Below are 20,385 nucleotides of genomic sequence, written 5' to 3'. Positions count from 1 at the left end.
ACCGTTCCTCGCCGCTACTTATACATGAGGTTTAGATGCCAATCGTGATCAACTCAATCCATCAGGACGCAGTGATTGACAGCGTCTTTTTGACCGGAGAGACCACCTATGAATTCGCGTTGCAGCGATTTCATCCCCTTATTAGCCGCTTCGAGGCTCAAAGAAAGCTTCAGGATCAGCGTTTCTACAAGCGGCTCGAAAGGGATTTGGTGCTTGGGTGTATTATGCCGCCCATTACTTTGGCGTTCATCAACACAGACCATGTCCCCCTACAAAACCGAGCGGAAGCGGAAGCTTTCGCGAATGCAAACGTCGACCAAGCGTATATTTTGGACGGAATTCAGCGGATCAGCGCGTTGAGTCGGGCTGCATCGTTGGAAGGCTTTGACGCCAGTCGACCGATACTTGTTAACATAATCATCTCGAAAGCGTACGATCCACTCTTGTACCGAATGATAACGCTTAACAATGGCGCAAGGCCGATGACTGCGCGGCACCAAATTGAAATCCTCACCAGAGAACTTTTCGATTTTACAACGCTGGCCAACATCGCGGTGCAAACTGAGAAGGAGAGGGATGAAAAGGTCGTGCGAGGAGCGTTCAATCTCGGCGAGCTATCCATAGCGTATCTTGCTCACCTCACAGACAACGTTAACAACGAAAACAATAAGATCATCGAAGAGAAAATGAACGAAATCCTGGTGTCCAGAGTGATGGACTCCGGGGTAAATAAGACAGGCGTCGATTTTCAGGACACTGTCGCGCAGATTGATCGACTTTGCGAGAATCAAGACTGCAAGCGATGGTTCAAAGTGAACAACAACCTGATCGGTTTTTGCGTCGGAATAAAGAAATCGTATCAGTATATCGCAGCTCTCCCGCCGGAGGCCTTTGCCGAGGCAATCAGGCGTTTCGATGATGCGTTCGAATCCGTTAATCCATCAAAGGTCAACCTGGGCCGATATCGACGCGAGCTTTCCCGTGACTTCATTGCCGAACTGGAAAATCTCATCAGTGCGGATGAAGAAGAGCTTACTGAATACATGATTCAGAAGACTCTGACGGAGTAATCCCGTGCTGAAATCTTTCGACATTTCGGAGCCGGAAGGGTCTCGGTTTGCCTCGAAATGGCCTGAGGCGTTATTGGTCGACGGTACTCCTCCAATAGCACCTCTCACTGTGATCCTTCGAGTCTTATCTGGCAACGTCGACCTACTGCATAAGGCTTCAGGCAAAAGACGAAAATGCCGAACCCTTTATTTCAGCGACGATCCCAACTTGAAGACGCGCAGTCCTTCCTATCCGAGTTTGGTGGCGAGCTGGATGGCCGAAGAGATCACTCAAGACGATGTTATAAGGTATCTAAAGCATTCCAAGACGGTAAACCGCACCTTTTACTTGAAAACTGCCGCAGAAGTATGCTTTTGCATTAATGCCATCGAAACTAACAACTATACGTCCGCCTTTGTTAGCATATACCGGCTCCTTGAATGGATATCTGTCGCTTTCCCTAATATATATTTCTCCTCTTCCGAGGATTTCGTTGGTGTCTACGAGCAATTGAAAAAAATGCTCCAAGATAACGCAAACGGTGGTGAGCTTCAGTTCTTCAAGAAAACGCTGGCCCTGCTTTTTGATGGCGATATTATTCTAGAGTATAATTTCGACTTCACAGTGTCGTCGACCGACGAAGATGTTTGCAAGTCTCTGACATCGCAGCTGAAGGCGGTTATGGACAGCGCAAATATAAATATCGCTGTAAACGAAAATCAGAACGCTTTCGCGCTGAACTTCAAAGAGATACCAGGATTTATCATCAATTTAAGAAATCGATACTTTCACTACGATAGCAGCGGAAAAAAGAACGTGGACGTCGACAACGTTCGAGATGTCGAACTAATGTTTGAAACAGTGGTTGAACCTTGTCTCAGATGGTTCGCGCTCGTGCTCCTGAAGGTTGTCGCAAGGAGCGTGGGGCACCATGCCGCATTGGTGAAGGCCGCAGCAACAGCCATTGATTAACTAGATTCACTCAAACTCAAGCGTCTCCGGCTTTTCCAGGTCCGAGGGTGGAGCGAGATCGTCAGTTCTTCTCAATTCATTTAGGAACGCTTCAAGTACGCTGTCGACAGTAGCAAATACAGTTGCCGTACTAAAATGGCGTTCCACACGCGCGACAATTGTGTCTCGGCTCACGGCCTCTGGATTCCCCTCTGCCCATTCTCGCCCTGGATGAAGCGTATCCCAGGGTGACTTGTTATTGGTGCGCGTTTCCGATGAATCGCCGTGTTTGCCAATACCGAACAATATCCTCGTTTCATTATTCCAAAGGGGTCTGAATAGACTAATCAAGTGTCGTTCGGCTGCTGCCTGGTAGCCGCTTTGGACGGCGAGGTAACGGCATTCGAAGTCGGCGCTTTCTATCCCCTCGACTTTTCTAATGCTTTTGCGATGTTCTCTTAGCCGATCAAAGAGTTTGGTACCCTGATCTACCGGCGATTTCGGATTTCCTTCCGGATCGGCCTTGCCAACGTAGATGGGTGTCTCTGTTCCCGAGATTGGCGTATAAGGTGCGAAATCGCCTACATAGTAGATTGCATAAACGCCAGCACCATAGAAGCTTTTTAAGTCTTCCAATCGGTGACGTGGCTGTGCGACTAGGGCGATTGAAATAAAACGGCCGATGAGGCTTGGCTCGGTAGGATCGAAAAATGATGAGGGCAGTTGGACAGGATCGATTTCCCTGACAACCTGTTCTAGCATTCTCTGCATTTCCAGCAATCGACCGGTAAGTTTATTGCGAGCAGGCGCAGAGAAGCCCTGACCGTGATGCGTGTCCTTTGCTTCTGCCACAAGACGTTCAATTTCCGCCTGAACATCTTGGGCTCGTTGTAGCATTTGGTTTGAGGGTTTTTTTGCCATCTCGGCTCTCTAACCCTTCTTAGCCAGCGATGCGGCAACGCTTCTCGCCACGGTTTCAGCAAGTGTGACAGGAACCGCATTCCCGAGTTGCCTCATAGCCTCGGACCAAACGCCTTCAATCTTATAGTTATCCGGAAAAGTTTGCAGGCGAGCGCTCTCACGGACGGTGAAATACCTGACTGAACCATCTGGTCTAGCAAGCATATTCTCCCCGCCCGGCACGCCGTGAACGCCCGCTTTGAGCGTCTTAGCGGGCTCATCGAGGGGGCTCCCCGTATGCCCTGGATATGCGCGTGCGCCGGGTTGCAATCGATGAGCAGCATGCCGCGAAGCCAATGTCGGATTGCGCTCAGGATCAGGTAGATCGTAGATCGCGTCTCTGACTGTTTTCCAAGGCAACATACCTTCGTGCGTTGTTCCGTCGGAGCGAAGAACGCGCATCTTCGCCCTTTCCGACACCAGCCGGTCACGCTTCCCGACCTTATGCCGATCAAAGTAAGTTCCATTAATTTGATCAAACAGCAGAGCGTCGTGAGAATGGGTCTGAGCTGGAAAGGTCCATCCTGTCTTGACGTCGTTCCGGAACCCTACGAAAAATACGCGCTCGCGTTTCTGTGGGACGCCAAAATTCGCCGCATTCAAGACTTCCGTGAGAAGCGTGTATTCAAGGCCGCGATTGCCGCGCTTGCTGTTATGATGACGTTCCAGGCGAACTAGGTGGTCGGCCCAGTCCTCGTCCGTTCGAGCAGCTAATTCCGGGTACTGCATCTGTAGTCGGATGTACTCAAAATAGTTCCGGAAGCTCTGCCGCGTGAGCCCGCGAACGTTCTCGAAAATAAAGGCCCGGGGCTTGGCTTCGCGAATAGCTCGAACGGCCTCGGGGAACATATCGCGGCTATCAGCATGAGCCTGGTGTCTCCCGCCCAAGGAAAATGGCTGGCAAGGTGGTCCGCCTGAAACAAGGTGAAGCTTTCCTTCCAGGTCGCGGAAATCGACTTCTCTCACGTCGCTGTCCACATGGGTAGGCCAATGACCAGCCTCCGATCCCTTATCCAGGGCATTTGCTTTGAGCGTAGCCTGGCAGTGGCGGTTCCATTCAACGATGCGTTGAGGACGAAAACCGGCTCGTGAAATACCGATACCTAAGCCGCCAGCTCCGGCGAACAACTCAACTGCCTGCATAATATATCCCCGGCCAGGTTTGTTCTCTTTTTGTTTCGACGGACGATACAACGATTCCGGCGTCGCACGAAAGAGCGAATCAGTCGCCGGATGACGTTATGGGCAAATGTGTTGATGATCGGTAACGGTGTTAGATATCTCAACCGCAGCGCTACGCTTTATCGTGGCTAAGGAATTCTGCGAGCGTTTGAGATAAGGCTTTGGTGTCTGTGATCTGGCATTCCCAGACGTTCAAAGTCTTCCATCCTTCATTCCTCAGTGCCGCCTCGGTACGCTTATCGCGTTCGAAGTTGTCCGTCAGTTTGGTTTCCCAAAAGTCGACATTGGATTTCGGTAACCGGGCGAGCTTGCAAGCTGGATCGGGGTGGCGATGCCAAAAGCACCCATGAACAAAAACAGCCTTCCTTCGCCCACGGAAGACGATGTCTGGCTTGCCTGGCAAATCCTTCGCGTGCAGGCGATAACCATACCCAAGTTCGCGAAGTAGCCGCCTTACCGCGACCTCAGGGGTTGTGTCTTTTCCCTTCACTCGCGACATCGTCCAACTGCGATGACCCTTACTTTCAACTGGCATGGAGGCACCTGTCATGCGGTTAACTCTCAACAATTGGGAACCATCTAAAGAGAGCAGAATGTTGACATTTCATTTAACGAGCGTACACAGCGAGAAGCTCGAAGGCATACCCAATATCCTTGTAAGGCATTGTTTTCGTTTTTGTCGCGACTTTACTGCAAGTGTACGGTCCCTCCCTCCGGGCCCACCATTTAATCTCAATGATCTAGCGAGATTTCCCATATCAACCAAGCGATCCGGTGTAGGCGGACGCGAAAAAGCAGAATTTTGTCAGTTGGTTGTAGCCGGACGCGAAATTTCGGAATTTTGACACGAGGTTCCGGAATTTTCTGATTTCTTAAAAGGCCTTCAAAGGCGGCTTAAACCGCCCTCAAAGCTTCCTCACTTCAAAAGGCCAAGCGACTTAGCTGTAGCCTTCGTAATCGTGCATAGTGACTGATTGGATTTCTCCATCAAGGTGACATCAGTCCGAATGAACTGCAGAGCCTCGGGGTCGGAAAGACCTTGGTCAACGACATACTGTTCGAGGGTGGCTTGGTCTAACTCATATCCACATGGCTCGGCATAGGCGATTATCTGAGCCAGCCCACCGGCGAGTTGCTGCTTATCTCTGCTCATATTGGCGGATGCGTCGCCGCAAAAGGCCGTCATAGCGAGTGTCAAAATCCCAAATCCTGCGTAGCGCATACATTACCCCTCAATGATCAGTTCTTTCGCGTTCGTACCCGATCCCCCAGCTATCGAATAGGTCAATTCAACAGGCCGAATTTGGCATCCGCTGAATAGCTCCCGGATTTCGGGAACATCGTTAATCGAGAGAATGAACCGCCCTTTGATCGCTGCTAAGCGTTCGGCCATTGCCGCGAACTGATCTCGGCCGAATAGCGCTTTCCCATAGTCTCCCTCGCTGCCGAAATACGGCGGATCGAGATAGAAGAGCGTGCCCGGCCGGTCATACCGATTGATGAACTCCAGCCAGTCCAGGTTCTCGATCACGACGCCGGCAAGACGCTCGTGAACGTCTTCCAACTGCGGGGCCAATTTCGTCAGATTGAAGCGCGCGCCGCGCTCGGTAGATACCCCAAAATTCTGCCCTGCCACCTTCCCACCGAAAGCGAGCTTCTGCAGGTAGATGAAACGCGCTGCGCGTTCCAGGTCGGTCAGCGTGGCGGGATCGCAAGCCTTCAGCCGTTCGAATTCGCGCCGGCTGGTGATCTGGAATTTCAGGGTATCCATGAACTGCGGATAGTGCCGCTGCAGAATGCGGAAAAGGTTCACGACCTCGCCGTTGCGGTCATTGATCACTTCTGCCCTGGGAGCGCTTCGCCGCCTGAAGAAGACGCCGCCCATGCCCACGAAGGGCTCCGCATAGAGTTGGTGCGGGATCTCGGCAATCATCTTCACGAGGCGGGGAGCGAGAGACCTCTTGCCGCCGATCCATGCCGCTGGCGGCTGTGTGTTAGGGACGTCCCGCCACGTTTCATCATTCACCATTTCAAAAACCTATCGACTCAGTCACAGAGGTCCGGCCCTGCAGGGTACGGGTGCGACAGTTATCGAAAGCTGCTGTCGGACGGGTCTGTTGCCAAACTAAGGCCCGTCGCTTTGGTGCTGTCGTGCACCTGAGCCGCCCGGTCAGGCGGCCGAAAAGAACCGTGTCTTGCGGTCGTTAAACCAGCTCGATCCGTCGCCTTCAAAGTCAACGTCGGTCCGGTCTTGCCGCTCCGCTGAAACGGGGAAGAGAATTTCCATCATCTCTTCAAACGTGCTGGATTGACCCAGGGCTCTCCAGACTTCGTCGACCAGGACGGGCGAGCCGTCATTGCGGTAGCCGGAGACGGGATTGTAAGCCGCCTGTTCAAGGAATTGATCTGATTTCGTGGTCATCAAACTCACCAGTTAGGGCGGGGATCGGCGATCTGCCGCACGATCGCCCGGCTGATCTTTACGTTGAACGGCGAGCCCTTGCGGTTGCCGGTCAGGCGCAATAGGCCGCGCTCGCCGTTGATGGTGGCGTTCGCGCTTCCGTTGGTGACCGGAGGGCCATCAAGCCAGAAGGACAGCGGTCCCGGCCGCAGCCCCAGAATGAAGTCGCCGGAGCTTTCGCGGGCAAGACCGATAGACCGGTGAACCGCAGTAGTGGTGCCGGCATAGAGGCCGTAAAGGGTCTCAATGAACGTGATGTCCTTGCATTCGTCGATCTCGATGAAGAACCACGACTTGTACCATTTACCGACTTCGCCGGTGGGGACGACCACGGTCGGAGGGGTGACCTGCATCTCGAAGTAATTCTGGGCGTCGGCGTTCTCGTCCGGATTATAGGGCGTGATCCTCATATTGAGGCGACGCTTTCCGGGAGCGTATTCATCCATCGAATTGAGGATCGCGCAGTTGCGGTTTCGGGTGACCGTGTATCCTGTCGGAGCAACGCCGTTGTTCGCCATATACTGGTTGCCGAGTGTCATGGTGCCGGCGTCGCCGATCATGTCTGCCTGGGCGGCTGTCAGCAGGTTTGTGTTGGCCGGATCCTGATCGAAGTAAGAGCCGGCCGCGATCATTGCCTGGATGATCGGCAGGAACTTTTCCGTCCCCACGCGGAGGGCGCCTTTCGGCGACAGGTGAATGAAGTCCGACTTGAACATGGTCGTGTCGACCACGCCACCAGGAGCAAGGATATCTGTCGCGTCCAGGACGCCAACGCCATCGCGTGCCGCCTGATCTCGATGCCACTGCTGGACCGTTGCAAGCGTGTTGTACCGTTTGTCGCCGACCGGCCAAGCCTTGGTCGGATAGGGAACGACAAGGATCACATGGCAGCCGGCATCTCGGAAGAGCTTGAGGCCCGCTTCCATTTTCGAGATGCAATATTCTGYCGTGCCCAGGCTCTCGTCATCGTTCGAATGGATCGTGTTGAAGCTGCCTTGGAAAGCCGCAAGCGAAGGGCGCTTTGCCAGCAAGGCCGGGATGCGGGTAATAATGCCTGGGAACGATCCGCGCGGGCCGAGATGGTCCGAAAACAGGCCCTGATTGGCCGGGATAAAATTGCGGCCGAGCGGGTCGGCAGTGTCGTACCAGTTCACGAAGTCGAAGCGCGGATCGACGGCCTTTGCCCACTGGATGAAGCCGTAGGCGGTGGAGACGGCGGCGAGCAGGCCGCTCTGATTGCCGGTCCCAACGGGGCTGCCGAAGTAATTGTTATAGCCGAACTGGCTATCACCAATGGCGGGCATCTTGGAACCAGCCGGGAGCGGAAGAGCCGCCAGCGGGTGCCGCACCGTCACGGTGACGGTGCCATGCACGACGCGGAAACCACTCTGGGCGGTCACCGCGACGTCAAAGGTTGGCTGGGTATCACGGTCGAGCGCCGTGGCGCCCTTTCGCAGCTCGGCGCCGACGAGCTGGGCGCGGCCACCGGCGCTGTCTTGAAGGGTGAAGTTCCAGGCAAGATCGCCGCCGTGCCTCACCGACAGTGCGCCGATCGGCGTGCCGGCTGCGGCATTTTCGTCGATGCGATCCTTGTTCAGAATGATCCGAAACTGGAAACCTGACCCATCGGGCGTTGCCACGCCCCTCGGAATAGGCCGATCGGCGTAGCTGACGAGAGAAGGACGGCGGGGCTTCAGCGTCATGCGACCTCCCAAACGATAGCTTGAACGTCCTCAACCGTGGCTGCGGCAGCCACGTCGGCCGACAGCCCACCGAGGCGGGTCTGGCAATTCAGAATGTGCTGTTTGCCGCTGGCGCCGGCCGCCTGGATCTGGTCGGCCGAGTGCGGGCGGAAAGCCCAATCCCCTGCCTCGTCTGCGCACCAGAAGGGCGTCGACCAGTCTGCCGGCAGGCCGGGAAGCAGCGAGTCCGTGACCGATCCCATCATGTTGATCTGATCGGTCATGCCGGACGGATAGCGATGGGTGCCGCCGAGGGCATCGGAGGAGTAGCCGCCGACGATGGCGGCGGCGCAATCGGCCGTCAGGCGGGTAACTGCCGCCGTCTTCACCTGGGCGAGCTGGTCGCTTTCGTTGATGACGCGCCAGAGGCCAGCCTGCAGGACCAGGACGTCCTCGAAGGCGCAAGCGAGCGGCTGGCGGCCGTCGCCGGCGACGACATGCTTGGTGCCCGCCTCGTCGACATAAAACTGGTCCATGTCGCCGGCATCGACGATCGCGCCATCCAGCAGCCGAAGCCGGTCAAGCGCAACGCCGGCCAGCTCGGCCGGGATAGCGATGCCATCCACGGTTCCGTCGATCGTGCCGACAACGAGATCATTTTCCGTAATTGCAAACACGGCTGTCCCCTTAAGCGTAGGCGTTGAAATAAAGGGCACCGTTCGGGATGCCGTCGACCGCCTGCTGGTAGTCGCTTGAGACTGACCCGGCGACCGCGTAGCGCGTGGTGCTGGTGATGCTGATCTGGTTTGCGAACCCGTGCAGCCACGAACCGCCGTTGTTGATCGTCGAGCCTGCCAGGACCGGCGTCGGCGTCCGCGCCCAGTTAAGAGAGAAGGTGCTGGAATAGAGAATGCCGTCGTTGCCGCTGCCCGTTGAGATGATCGAACCGCCGCCCGAAACGTTAGCCCTCGCTTTGAGCTGAAGCGCGTTGATGAGCGTCGTGACAGTGGCGACGCCGCCCGTTGCCGTCACCTTGGCAACCAACATGTCGTCAAAGGTGCTGTCGAATGTCGGATCCGTCTCGGCCAAGGCGCCGGGATTGTAGGCCGCATCTGCCAGATCCTTCAGCGCGAAGCCCGCGCCTGGGGTCCAACGGAGGTGGTAGGTTTTTCCGTTGACGGTGGCGAAGGTTCGAGCRGCGCCGGCATAGTCGTCGCTGGAATAGCGGAAGACGCCGCGATGCATCCATGTCTGCGCGGCGTCAACTGAGACCGAGAGGCCGGCCACGGAAACTGCCAGCTTGCCGCTGGATGTCTGGATGTGCGGAAAGTTTGGAGCGTTGAGCAGGGATAGCTTTGCCAGCCCTGGAAACTTGTTGCCCAGCACGTCCGCCAGCGTTTTCGGGCTGATGATTTCGGCGGTCAACAGGCCCGCAATTGCCTCCGCCGTTGTGGCGAAGGGAAGTGCCGCCATAATGTCTTCAAACTGGCTTTGAAGAAGAATGCCGATTGCCTGATCGAGCTGTGTCCAGTTGGCCGGATCCGGCGTAAGGCCAGCCTCAGTGATGACCTTGAGGATTTCCTCCTGGACCATATTGAGCCAGAGCGCAGTTAGCTCCGTTCCCTCGACGCCGGCGCCTAAATTTTCGTCACGGTAGCCGCGCCGGCCGCCACCGATATCAGTTGTTCCCGCGCCGTTAATGCGATCCATCAGGCCTCTCCATAGGCGAAAGTGAGTTGGGTATGAGCAGGCTTCACGCGGCGCAGATCGCACTCGATCGACGAAATCTGGAAGCTGCCAAGCTTCTGTCCGGCGCGGCCGACGCCGGCCTTCAAATTGACGACGGTGACGAGGCCGGGAATGTGCACGCGAAAGACGAACTGGCAGCCTTCCGCGCGAACAGGGCGTCCAGGGCGCATGGAGCCGGCACGGGACGGCCAGAATTCTTCGATCGTGATCGAGACACCGAGTTTCGCGGCGAGCTGCACAAGGTAGGGGATCGACTGGCCGCCGGTCGCGGTCCAGCGCTGATGGGCAAGACGCCGACGATCACCGACCGAGAGCCCACCGGCGTCACGGCCGCACGGATCCGGACCAAGCACCCGTTCRAAGTCGGCAAGGAAGTTGTCGGCGCTGCGAGGGTCGGTCTCAACCATCATAGCTTCAGCGCCGGCCTCGATGTCGCCGATCGGCGTGACTGCGCCTTCAAGCGCGATGTCTACGACGCCGTCCTTCACGCCAAGCGCAAAACCGGTTGGAAGCCTCGCGGCCGCACTTCTGAGAATGGCTGAAACAAGCCGAGCCATCACGGATCCTCAAAGCTGATAGGACCGGCGACCGGGTATTCGGTGCGCTCCAGTTCGAAAGGCGCGGCGGGCAGGATCAGGTCATGGGCGTATTCGCCTGAAGCAGCCGAGATCGCTTCGGAGATGCGAGACGGTTCGATCAATGCGCCGATCGGGCTGGCGTTCTGCTCATCTTCCTCATCGCCGATCGTTGCCACGTAGCGCGCATAGGCATCTGTCACAGCAGCGCGGGTCAGCAGCGTATCGGGACGAAGCCGCACGGTCAGGGGTAGCGTCCTGATCGCTCCTGGAATGACGATCACGCGGGCGGTCACCGGCCGAGTTCCGGTCTGGCTTCCAACGCCACCAAGATGGTCCTGGATGGCGTCCAACTCGATCGAGGTGGGAACGCGCGCGTTGCCGTCATCATCCTTCATCATGACGACGACGCCAACAGAGCCACGCCCGATCCATCCTTCGATAACGGCTATAGCCTTGACCGAGGCAACCTCGGCCACCCAAGTCGGATAGTCGAAATCAGCGCCACCATGGGGAGGACGGCGAATGCGTTCCAGTGTTGCCGTCTGGATCTCCGCAGGCGTCTGCTCGTCAGCGCCGCCTTGAAAAGCCGTCGCGATCGTCGCCTTGGAGATCTCTGGAAAAGGTGTCACGACGGTCACCTGGACGCCGCTTTCGAGGTTGCCATCAGATCCGGCCGAGATGGCAGCACTAGCAACGGTGACGGTGCCGGCGACGCCTATCGTGGCGATTACTGTCGTTTCGTAGATGACGGCATTGGAGGCTGAGAACTGCAGTCCGGATGGCAAGGGCGTGCCGGCGACGCCCTCGATCAAGATCGAGCCCACGGCCTTGGTTTTGCCGCGCTGCTCGATGCCCCAGATGCTGGCATGGCGAAGGACGTACTCCTCTTCGGCCGTATCCGGAAAATACTGACGTCCCCACCATGCGAGGTGGTCATGCGCCTCCCGCAGCTCCAACGAGAAAGCGCGGCCGAGCTGCGCCCACATACCCTTTGTCTTGCGGACGCCGCGCGAGACGGCGGCAGCGTCAGCGTCCGGACGCATACGGAGAATGCCGGCCTCGACCGAGCCGGCAATCTTGGCAGCAATCTCTTTTGCGGTCGGGATCGGCCAGGGCATTTTAGGGCTCCACGCGGCGGGTGAGCATGACGCTTTCGTCCTGGACCTGGACGCGGTAACCGAGGACGCCAGGGCGGATCCAGGCAACCTCGATCTCGGCCGGCTCGCCGGTTTCGGCTTCCACCCAGGCGAGGCACTCCTGCAGCCAGAATTCGGCGAGCTGTCGAGTGGTCTCTGTCTCTTTGGCACGATCGAGAAGCCAGAGATGCGAGCCCGTCAGGTCGCCAAAGGGATCGAGCRCATCGCCGGCGCAGCCGCGCCGCTCGGAAAAGGAGGCCGGCGCCAGAAACTGCGAGCGTCCTTCCGGAAGCGGATCGTCCGGAGCCGCGCGCCGGTCCAGGCCGACAGAAAGCAGGATGGGGGTAATCGGGGTTTCGTCGATGACAAGATCGAAATCGTCGCCGAGCACAAGGTCGCAGCGGCGCGCGTCACTGTCATATCTAAGGGCGAGATCGAAGAACATGGCGCGAAGCTATCGCGCGCGCGCAAGTCAGATCATGCCCGCCGAGGCGGGCATGTCTCAGTTTGAGGGGACGTCCGTGTCGTCGTCACCTTCGATGACGCCGCCATGTACATGGGTAGCGCCGATGTTCTTGCCATTATGCCTGACATAGCCACCTTCGAAGTCCACACCCGCATCTGTGATCTTCATCGACACGCCGCCGATCTTGACGCGATGGGATACCCCGGCCTGCAGCTCAATCGTGCCGTCGTCGCCGATAACGAACTTGTCGCCGTGTCGGTTATAAGTGCCGACATCGCCTTCGGAGAGATTTCCAAGCCTCTTTGAAGGATTGGCGACCGGCAGCACGACGATATCAGCTTCATCCGCCCCAACAGCCAGTACGACCCCGAGGGCGCCGTCCTCGGGAACATGCGAGGCGAAGCCGTAGGGCTGGAGGATTTCGACATCATCGCGCCAGACGCCCTCGGCAACTTCAACCGAAGCCGTCTGCGTCTGGCCGTCATCCTTAATGTTTTTCAGGGTCGCCCGGCGGATCATGCCGCGCATCTTGCCTGCGGTTTCGTCGTCCATCAAAGGCCCTTTGCGCTGCTGTCGAGATTGCCGGCCGTCGTCTTTCGGCGGGTGCGATTCTTGCGGCGCTTGCCGACCGGCTGGGCGTCGAAGGCTTCAGGGCTCGTGACCGTTAGCTCGCTCACGTCGCCGGCGTCGTCCGATCGGTTGGTGACACGCGTTATCAGCATATCGCGCTCGATGTCCTGGAAGGCGTCGGAGACCTCGGCAATCTCATTCACGCGCCAGAGCTGGCCGTTGGCGCCGAAGCCCTTGACGGTCACCGTCACCTCCTCGCTTGCGCCGCGGGCGGTTCGCATGCGCCAGTCTGCTTCATCCTGGGCAGAGGCCGCGTCGGCCTTGCTGCGGGCCAGATGGACGATCGGGCGGTGGCGGGTGATCTCGTCATCCGTGGCGATGCCCGTCGCGGCAGTCCCTTTGCGCTCAACCTCGGTTGCGCCGCTCGATGCCTGCCGATCGTCCGGCGACAACGGCTCGGCTGTCTTGTCCAGGGCGGCAGATCCGGAGCGCGCCTTGCCGGCCTTTTCGCCCTGGCCGCGCACATAGGTCTTCGAGTGCCGGCCGGCGTGGCTGTAGCTGCCTCGGGACGCAATGACATTGCCGGGAAGCTGGAGCTTGGCCGGCGCGCGGGTCTTGCCGGTTTGGGTGATGACGATATTGCCCACGCCGTCCGAAAGGATCAGGGCATGGCGCGCTCGGGCGCCTTTCTCGATAGCGGAGAATGCTGTCTCGGCAAGATCGAGGCCGTAGCGGGTGAAGGGCTCGCCGGTATTGATCTCGTTGCGCACACCGAGGCCAAAGGGCTCCGCGATCCTCTTGACCCCATCCTCCAGCTTGACGTTTCGAAACTCGGAAGGGCCATCGGTCAGCGCCGCGCTGTCGACAAGGTCGCCTGTCTTGTCGCGGCCGGATATGGAAACCGATGCGGAGCCCTCGCTGATCTCTCGATCGACATTTTCGATATTACCCTTCAGCACGACTTCGCCAGCAATCAGAACCTCGCATTCCGGGCCGGGCTTGATATCGGTGATGACGCCGCCTGTGGCAAAGTCGAAGGTCTGCAGCGAGCGCTTCACGTCGCGTAGCGTGAAGTTGAAGGAGCCGCAAAAGTCCTTCAGGTCGCGTGTGACTTCGGCCGTGGTCCATTGATCGTAGGTGGTCCCGCCGATCCGCAAGGAAATTCCGGAAGTCCTCGCCATTAGCGCAGCACCTCGACGCCGCCGGCGGGCAAGGCTGCCGGATGGCGGGGACGGTTGCGGGCAACGATCTCGCGATAACCGGCCTCGATCAGCTGCGGCGTATCGCCGAAGACGTGCTGGGCAAGCAGCCATGCATCGAGCGGCCGTTCGTTCTTGAAGATGACGACGGCAGGCAACCGACCGATCGTCTCGTTGATGTCGGCAATAAGTGCTGCCTGCAGGTCGCGAGCCGAGCGGCGAAGAAGCGTGCTCTGGACGTCGAAGGTGGATCCGGAAAATGTCTCGAGCATATCCGTCACGGTGTCGATCGCCATCGTCGCCCGCCCTCGGAAAGCTTGCGCTTCCTGCCGCGAGGCATAGGCGGCGAAGACGGACTGGGCAGAGGTCGCGGACAGGAACTGCGCGGCCGAGGCGATGAGGAGCGCGCGATCGGCGTCCGCAGGCGCTGAAGCCACCTCGGCCGAGAGCCGCTCGGCAAGGCTGATGCCGAGATCCATGAGGGCAAGCGAATTCGGCTGATCGGCCGTCACGGCGCTGGCGGCTGGCGAGACGGCTGGCCTCTGCTCATATTCGCTGATGATGCTGCCGGCTGCGATGACGAGGCCGTCCAGGGCGGCGGGATCTGCAGGCTTTGTTTCGGAAACCAGAGCTTTCATGCGCGGCAGGGCGCGGGCCGATCCTGCCGGCGCGGCGATCGCCGAGACCGTCGAGGAGAGGACGCGATAGCTTCGCGCTACCGACCGGCCGCGCGTGGCTGACAGGATCGACGATACGCCGGCGGCCAGCGCTGAAGCTGCCGAGGCAACCGAGGCGATCGCATCCGACAGGCCGCTGATGCCGGCGATCAGTCCGGATCCCGCGCTCCCCATCCGCTTGAAGGTTGCGGCGAAACGGAGAACGCGCAGCTCCCGATCGGAGAAGTAGATCTGCGCCGGCTGGTCGACGATGACAGTCATCGGGCCGCGCCAAGGATGGATCAGCGTGGCGGGACCGGCCGTCTCGAATGCGGCCTCCAACCTCTGTGCCTGGACCCGGTAATCGTCTCCGACGATCAGGCCGCTGATGGAGATGACACCCGGCGCGCGGCCAAAGTCGTCATAGGCGGCAGCATCGACGCCGGGAAACAGATACTCGGCCACGCGCCGGCCGACTTCGCTCGAAGCATCCGGAACGTGAAAGGTGATTCCGCGAAAACTGCCGGGCAACAGGCCGGGAAGAACCCAATCGATACTGTCGAGCTGCATTAGGGTCTCCCGACTGCGCGGCCGGTATTCGTGGCCTTGATGGGAACGGACGGATTGCCGCTCTTTACCCCAACCACTTCTCCTGGTCCCTTGACCAAAACTTCGATCTGGCCGGTGACCTGTTGCTGCGCCGGCGCGACGGCGGCGGCGGGGCTATTGCCATTTGCCGCCCTCGGAAGCGGCGCGAGATAGTCATCCGTAGCCGCATCACGGCCGGCGCTCTGATCGTTGACCGATCCTGCAGGCTTTCCATTGGGAAGTGTTTCGCCAGGCGAGTAGGTGTTACCCTGGAAGTAGGACATGGCGGATTTCACAGCGTTGATCGCTCCCGCGACCTTGTCCCACGCCTCGGCGACGCCCGTCGGCATGATATTGTTCCAATCGATACCCTTGTTGATCTTCTCGACCAACGATGCCATGGCGTTTGCAAGCCAAGCGAAACCCCGCGCCAGATCGCGAATAAAAGCTGTCAGCTCTTGGACCGCGCCGCCCGCAAAATTTCCAAGCCATGTCACGAAGGCATTGAGCTTGCCGCTGTCGAGACCTACCAACTGCGCTAGCGCGCGACCGAGCCTCGCGAAGCCGCTGGCAGCGTCGCCGATCGCGCTGACGGTGCCCCCGAGGTTCTCGCCGATCGCGCCAAGGTGCGGCGCAAAGCCAGAGCCGAAATCCTTCAGCACCTGCCAACCAACGGCGATGCCTTTGAGGGCGGTGTCGAGCGCCTTAAAGGCAGCAAGCTTGGCATCGTCGATCGTCAGGCCAGAAAGGTCGAACTTTAAATTAAGGCCCTTCTGAAAGCCTTCGAATAGCGGCTGAAGGTTCTTCAAACCGGCCTGGACGTCAGACCAGGCGCTCTCGAAACCTTGCCGGACCATCGGCGCATAACGGGTGTAGATCTCGCGGCCGGCGTCGATAATCCTGCGGCCGCGATCGCGCACACCGTCGGCGAGTTGGAAGAAGCCGGTCTTTGCCCGCTCCCAAAGGCGCGTGACACGCGGGCCATAGCTCGACCAGTTGCGATAGACGTACATCGCGCCGGCGGCGATCGCCGCCAGTCCGAGGCCGACAGGCGAGACCAAGGCAGCGACGGCCGACAGGCCAGCGCCGATAATCGGCAGGATTAAGCCGAGCGCGCCGAGCGCTGCCGCGACCAGGACGCCGGCGCCGGCCCATGCAAGGCTCTGCTTGACCATGCCACCCGTCGAGGCGTCGAGATCCCGCAGCCACTTCAACACCGCCTGCAGGCCGTCATTGATCGGCGGCAACCACGTTCCGAAAGCAAACCCGACTTCGCGCCATGCCTGTGTGCCAACTTCCCMGAAGATGAGGAGCTGCGTATTGAGGCTCCGCATCTGTGTCTCGAAGTCTTTGTCGGTCATCGCGCCGGTCGCCTCGGCCACCCGATCGCGAATGCGCTTATATTCGTCGATGTTGCCGAGCATCGGGATCAGGAAGCCCATCACCTGCATATCGGAGAAGAGCCCGCCAAGCGCGCTGGCGCCGTGGATGGCTTCGAGCTGCTTGCGCACTTCTTCCAGTGCGTCGGCGCCTTCGAGCCCGCTAGCCTTCGCCTTTTTCATCAGGCCTTCGATTTCCTTGCCGGAAACGCCGGTCAGGCTGGAAATCTTCTGGATGACTGCCTCGATCGGGTTGATGCCCTTGGTGKCGGCATCCTGCATGACGCCGACGATATCGACCTTCATCTTCTCAAAGTTGCGCACTGTCTCGGGCGCCGTGATCTTCGATAGGAAATTGTTGAGGTTGTTTGCCGCCTCGGCCGGATCCGCGGTTCCCTTGCGGGCGATTTCGAGCATGGCGGCAAGCTGGGTTGCAGCGCTGCGGCCGGTAATGCCGAGCTTGGCCATCTGGCCGGTCAGCGTCGGGAAATACTTCGCCATGTCCTTCAGCTCGAAGGAACCTTCCTTCCCGGCAACGATCAGGCCGGCGAATGTGTCGTCGAGCTGGTCAGCCGGAAGCTTCAAGGTCTGCAGGAGCGAGATCGCAACGCCCGCCATGTCGTCAAACTCGGCATTCGCTGCCTTTGTGGCGCGGCCGATGCTCTTCAGGGAATTGTTGACGAGCTGCTCATCGAGGCCGGCGGCGATCATCTTGCCGGAGCCCTTGGCGATGGTCTCGGAAGTCTGACCAACCGTGAAGGCGAGATCTTCAAATCTGCCTTTCAGCTCATCGACCATCAGATAGGCTTGCGCGCCGGTCTTATTGGAGGTCGAGGCAATATCAAGAAGCGACTGCTGAAACGCAGCCGCCTCCTTGATTGGCTGCATGAAGGAGATGGCGGCAATCGCCGTGCCGACAAGGCCGATCTTCTTGGCCGTGTCGACGACGCCCTGGATGCTGCGGCGAAGACTGCGCAACGGCGATGAAAGAAGATCCCTAAGACGGACCAGGACGTCCAGCGCCATCGACCTTGCCATTTAAGCCCCCAAGGTTTTGGCGTGCTCCCGCCATTCCATTATGCAGTTCCACCAGAAAGTCAGGGTCTCGGCGTCGAAACCGTCTATGTCCGACGCCGAAAACGATGTCCCGTCAGCGATAGCGCCGAGCATTAGCCGCCAGTTTTGGGGCCATTGGTGACGAAAAAATTGATCACACGCCCCGCCCGAGCGATGTCGGAAAGGTCCATCTTGTCGTAGAGCGCATTCATGATCGCCTGATTGAGACGGGTCGAACAGGCGAAGGACACAACGATCTGATGTTCGTCGCTGGCCGCTGCGATCGCGCGCTGGTTCGCCCMGTTGAGGCGATAGAAGACCAGATCCTTGAAGACCCGCTCCTTGATAGCGCCATCCTTCTTTGTGCGAAGGGTCACCTCAAAATTCAGCGGCAGGGTGACCGAGCCGTCCCTGTTACGGACGGCGTCGTCTGGCAGTCGATCCAGCGGGTTGACATCTTCGTCGATGACGTCGCTCTCGCGCTTGCCGTCGAGCGAAACCGGGCTATCCAGATCGACCGTGTCGACCGGCTTGCCGTCCGCGTCTTCGTCCAGGTCGATCCTGATGGTGCTTGCCTTGGTGAGTGCCGTCGTCATGCCAGGATCTCCTCGGGTGCACTGCCTGCCCATTTCAGCTCGACCTTGCCGCCTTCGCCGCCGGTGATTTCCGGAATGTCTGTGAGGAAAGCATCGCCGAAGACAAAGGTCTGGCCGGTGTCGCAGACAACCTGCAGCTCGCCTTCGCTCGGATCCCAGAGATTGCCCCAGCGCTGGCCGGCTTCCAGATTGGTGGTCGCCGTGACCTCGGAAGCTTCGAACTCCTGCGCCCGGCCGGCCTTGCGGCCATAGGGGACGGCATTGTTCTTGATGCCGCCGACCTTGATCTTGGCGCCCTTCTCGACAGGGATATTTCGTCCGCGCCAGACGATATCCACGATACCCAGTACCTGAGCCATGGTGTTGTTTTCTCCTTACACCTGGAATTCAAGAGAGCCGGCGAGCACCATGAGGTTGCCGACGATCCTGATCTGTTGACGGCTTTCGAGCCGGTTCTTGTCGTCGGCAGAGCGCTGGAAGACGCTCGCCTTGACCGTGTCGCGGACGCTCTCGATCCAGACCTTGTCGCCATAGAGCTTGCAGCGGGCGCCCCAGGAGGCGTGCATGCGGCGTGGCGTGACGACGGCGCTGCCGGCGTCCTCGTCATCATCGAAGCGGCTGGCGTTGGCAGCATCGCTTTCGTCATCGACCAGCTTCGAGCGCGGATATTGCAGGGAGACGTAGGCGGCCCAATCGTAACGGATCCGCGAGAGCGTCTTCGGCGTCATGATGTCGAGCCAGGCGCGGTCGGCGATGCCGAGGCTCGACGTCTTGTAGGTCGTGATGATGCGCGAGATCACGGTCGAGCCGTCCGACAAATGGTCGAAGGTGCAGACACCCTTGTTCAAAAGCAGGTTCTGCTCGCTGTCGGTGAACTGGTCGGCCGGCGCCGGCGCCTCGACGCCTGGAACGACCAGCGAGCGAAGCTGGCGAGCTGGATCGTTCGTGAGGTGGAAGCAGCAAAGTGCCATTACCGTCGCGCTGAGGATCCACGGGCTGGTCGGCGAGCGATTGAGGCCCATCGCCGTCAGGTTAGGCGAGTTGGTGAGCAGGCCGAAGGTGCCGAGCGTTCCGTAGGTGCCGCGCCGGGCGACGAAGCCGTGAACGTCGAGCTTCGACGTCGCGGTGTAGCGAACGCGCAGCCATTCGGCGAGAGCGGCCATGTTGGTGGCATCGGCCCACGGCATCTGGACATCGGTGAACCAAGTGTTCGCCAGGACATCGAGGGCGGGCTGGACGAGCGGGTTTCCAGCGCCGTTCGCCATGTCGACGACGGTAATCGTCAGACCAGCCGGTACCGGGGACGCTGCGGCATCGATGCGCAGATCGATGCCGTTGCCGACCTCCCCGCCATTGCGGGCGGTACAAGTCACGACGCCGGCTGCGGCGCCGGCCGTCACCACGTTGTCCAGGTCGGCGTTGATCGCGTTGGCGAGGGCGGTCGCCATCGTCGATACGGAGTCCGCCGGGTTAGCGGTGAAGCGGACCTGACGTCCGCCGACCTTGAAGCGCAGGACCGTTGCCTGGGGAACGGCGCCGGCGAAGGTGAAGGTGCCGGTTGCCTTGAGGGCGCCGCCGGCATCGCCGAGCGAAATGACAAAGAGCGGCGAGTTCGGGTTGGCCTTGCGGAAGGCGGCGATCTGCTCGGCGCCGATCGAACCGCGACCGCAAAGGGCAACGCCTTCCTCGGCACGGGTGACTTCGACGATCTGGCCGTCCTGCAGGGAGCCGGTCGCCAGCCTGTGGGCGATGATCAGCGCCTTTGTGGGATAGGGCAGCACGCCCATGTTGGCATAGTTCGGCTTGACCTCCAGGAGGGTTGCCGGTTCCAGCCAGTCGTAGGGGATTTCATTGAAGTCCATGGCTTACTTGTCTCCTGTGGGCCGGCGCGTGCGCTTCGGCGTTTCAGTCTCGGTCTTGGGCAGTTCGTCGCCAGCGTGTGGGGCGATCTCGGCGGGCGCTTCCGGCTCGGGCTCTGGCGGCCGCTCGGCTTCGATCAGATCGCCGCAGGCAATGCGCCGGCGGTTGAACAAGGTGTTCGGCGCATCCATGCCCTCGGCGGGCCACGGCGTTCCGTCTTCCTGGTCAACGGTGCAGCCCTCGGCGGGCTTAAAAAATCCAAGCAT

General features: G+C 59.4%; 22 protein-coding genes. 2 read left to right on the top strand and 20 right to left on the bottom strand.

Annotation, left to right across the window (positions count from 1 at the left end; all coding sequences use genetic code 11):
* Nucleotides 1-35: 35 nt before the first annotated feature.
* Nucleotides 36-1,070 (top strand): hypothetical protein, encoded by a 1,035-nt coding sequence (locus tag AC1DNW_RS07785; protein WP_477852351.1) that lies wholly within the window; start codon nucleotides 36-38, stop codon nucleotides 1,068-1,070.
* 4 nt (nucleotides 1,071-1,074) lie between these two features.
* Complete coding sequence (locus tag AC1DNW_RS07780) at nucleotides 1,075-2,022, top strand: hypothetical protein (protein WP_477852349.1); 948 nt, start codon at nucleotides 1,075-1,077, stop codon at nucleotides 2,020-2,022.
* Nucleotides 2,023-2,028: 6 nt separating this feature from the next.
* Here the strand turns inward: AC1DNW_RS07780 and AC1DNW_RS07775 are convergent, their stop codons facing one another.
* From AC1DNW_RS07775 to AC1DNW_RS07680, 20 genes are all read right to left on the bottom strand, one after another.
* On the bottom strand, nucleotides 2,029-2,922 hold the full coding sequence (locus AC1DNW_RS07775; protein ID WP_477852348.1) for an Eco29kI family restriction endonuclease: 894 nt from the start codon (nucleotides 2,920-2,922) through the stop codon (nucleotides 2,029-2,031).
* Nucleotides 2,923-2,931: 9 nt separating this feature from the next.
* Nucleotides 2,932-4,155, bottom strand: coding sequence for a DNA cytosine methyltransferase (locus tag AC1DNW_RS07770; protein ID WP_477852347.1), 1,224 nt, complete (start codon nucleotides 4,153-4,155; stop codon nucleotides 2,932-2,934).
* Nucleotides 4,156-4,255: 100 nt separating this feature from the next.
* Nucleotides 4,256-4,693 (bottom strand): very short patch repair endonuclease, encoded by a 438-nt coding sequence (locus tag AC1DNW_RS07765; RefSeq protein ID WP_477852345.1) that lies wholly within the window; start codon nucleotides 4,691-4,693, stop codon nucleotides 4,256-4,258.
* Between the two features lie 366 nt (nucleotides 4,694-5,059).
* Nucleotides 5,060-5,365 (bottom strand): hypothetical protein, encoded by a 306-nt coding sequence (locus AC1DNW_RS07760; RefSeq protein WP_477852344.1) that lies wholly within the window; start codon nucleotides 5,363-5,365, stop codon nucleotides 5,060-5,062.
* Between the two features lie 3 nt (nucleotides 5,366-5,368).
* A complete protein-coding gene (locus AC1DNW_RS07755) occupies nucleotides 5,369-6,172 on the bottom strand; it encodes a DNA adenine methylase (RefSeq protein WP_477852342.1) in 804 nt (267 codons plus the stop codon).
* 141 nt (nucleotides 6,173-6,313) lie between these two features.
* Complete coding sequence (locus tag AC1DNW_RS07750) at nucleotides 6,314-6,565, bottom strand: hypothetical protein (RefSeq protein WP_477852341.1); 252 nt, start codon at nucleotides 6,563-6,565, stop codon at nucleotides 6,314-6,316.
* A 5-nt stretch (nucleotides 6,566-6,570) separates the two neighbouring features.
* Nucleotides 6,571-8,307 carry a GDSL-type esterase/lipase family protein gene (locus AC1DNW_RS07745; protein WP_477852339.1) on the bottom strand — a complete coding sequence of 579 codons (1,737 nt, stop codon included), beginning with the start codon at nucleotides 8,305-8,307 and terminating at the stop codon, nucleotides 6,571-6,573.
* Nucleotides 8,304-8,963, bottom strand: a complete 660-nt coding sequence (locus tag AC1DNW_RS07740) for a DUF4376 domain-containing protein (RefSeq protein WP_477852338.1) — start codon at nucleotides 8,961-8,963, stop codon at nucleotides 8,304-8,306. Before AC1DNW_RS07740 ends, AC1DNW_RS07745 begins: the two co-directional genes overlap by 4 nt.
* A 10-nt stretch (nucleotides 8,964-8,973) precedes the next feature.
* Entirely contained in the window at nucleotides 8,974-9,996 is a 1,023-nt protein-coding gene (locus tag AC1DNW_RS07735) for a hypothetical protein (RefSeq protein WP_477852336.1), read from the bottom strand.
* Nucleotides 9,996-10,592 carry a YmfQ family protein gene (locus AC1DNW_RS07730; protein ID WP_477852334.1) on the bottom strand — a complete coding sequence of 199 codons (597 nt, stop codon included), beginning with the start codon at nucleotides 10,590-10,592 and terminating at the stop codon, nucleotides 9,996-9,998. The genes AC1DNW_RS07735 and AC1DNW_RS07730 overlap by 1 nt, the downstream gene beginning before the upstream one ends.
* Nucleotides 10,592-11,731, bottom strand: a complete 1,140-nt coding sequence (locus AC1DNW_RS07725; RefSeq protein WP_477852332.1) for a baseplate J/gp47 family protein — start codon at nucleotides 11,729-11,731, stop codon at nucleotides 10,592-10,594. The genes AC1DNW_RS07730 and AC1DNW_RS07725 overlap by 1 nt, the downstream gene beginning before the upstream one ends.
* 1 nt (nucleotide 11,732) lies before the next feature.
* Nucleotides 11,733-12,194: a phage GP46 family protein gene (locus tag AC1DNW_RS07720; RefSeq protein ID WP_477852330.1), complete on the bottom strand. Its 462-nt coding sequence runs from the start codon at nucleotides 12,192-12,194 to the stop codon at nucleotides 11,733-11,735.
* Nucleotides 12,195-12,251: 57 nt separating this feature from the next.
* Nucleotides 12,252-12,767, bottom strand: a complete 516-nt coding sequence (locus tag AC1DNW_RS07715) for a phage baseplate assembly protein V (RefSeq protein ID WP_477852328.1) — start codon at nucleotides 12,765-12,767, stop codon at nucleotides 12,252-12,254.
* Nucleotides 12,767-13,966 (bottom strand): phage baseplate assembly protein, encoded by a 1,200-nt coding sequence (locus AC1DNW_RS07710; RefSeq protein WP_477852326.1) that lies wholly within the window; start codon nucleotides 13,964-13,966, stop codon nucleotides 12,767-12,769. The genes AC1DNW_RS07715 and AC1DNW_RS07710 overlap by 1 nt, the downstream gene beginning before the upstream one ends.
* Nucleotides 13,966-15,210 (bottom strand): DNA circularization N-terminal domain-containing protein, encoded by a 1,245-nt coding sequence (locus AC1DNW_RS07705; protein WP_477852324.1) that lies wholly within the window; start codon nucleotides 15,208-15,210, stop codon nucleotides 13,966-13,968. The genes AC1DNW_RS07710 and AC1DNW_RS07705 overlap by 1 nt, the downstream gene beginning before the upstream one ends.
* Nucleotides 15,210-17,645, bottom strand: coding sequence for a phage tail tape measure protein (locus AC1DNW_RS07700; protein WP_477852322.1), 2,436 nt, complete (start codon nucleotides 17,643-17,645; stop codon nucleotides 15,210-15,212). The genes AC1DNW_RS07705 and AC1DNW_RS07700 overlap by 1 nt, the downstream gene beginning before the upstream one ends.
* Nucleotides 17,646-17,776: 131 nt before the next feature.
* Nucleotides 17,777-18,259, bottom strand: a complete 483-nt coding sequence (locus AC1DNW_RS07695; protein ID WP_477852320.1) for a hypothetical protein — start codon at nucleotides 18,257-18,259, stop codon at nucleotides 17,777-17,779.
* Entirely contained in the window at nucleotides 18,256-18,618 is a 363-nt protein-coding gene (locus tag AC1DNW_RS07690) for a phage tail tube protein (RefSeq protein WP_477852318.1), read from the bottom strand. The genes AC1DNW_RS07695 and AC1DNW_RS07690 overlap by 4 nt, the downstream gene beginning before the upstream one ends.
* Nucleotides 18,619-18,633: 15 nt before the next feature.
* A complete protein-coding gene (locus tag AC1DNW_RS07685) occupies nucleotides 18,634-20,121 on the bottom strand; it encodes a phage tail protein (RefSeq protein ID WP_477852316.1) in 1,488 nt (495 codons plus the stop codon).
* A 3-nt stretch (nucleotides 20,122-20,124) separates the two neighbouring features.
* Entirely contained in the window at nucleotides 20,125-20,385 is a 261-nt protein-coding gene (locus AC1DNW_RS07680) for a DUF2635 domain-containing protein (RefSeq protein WP_477852315.1), read from the bottom strand.

The sequence above is a fragment of the Rhizobium sp. 05L429 genome, assembly GCF_056397645.1.
The sequence above is the reverse complement of the archived record's forward strand: the minus strand, read 5'-3'. Positions and strand labels throughout refer to the sequence as shown.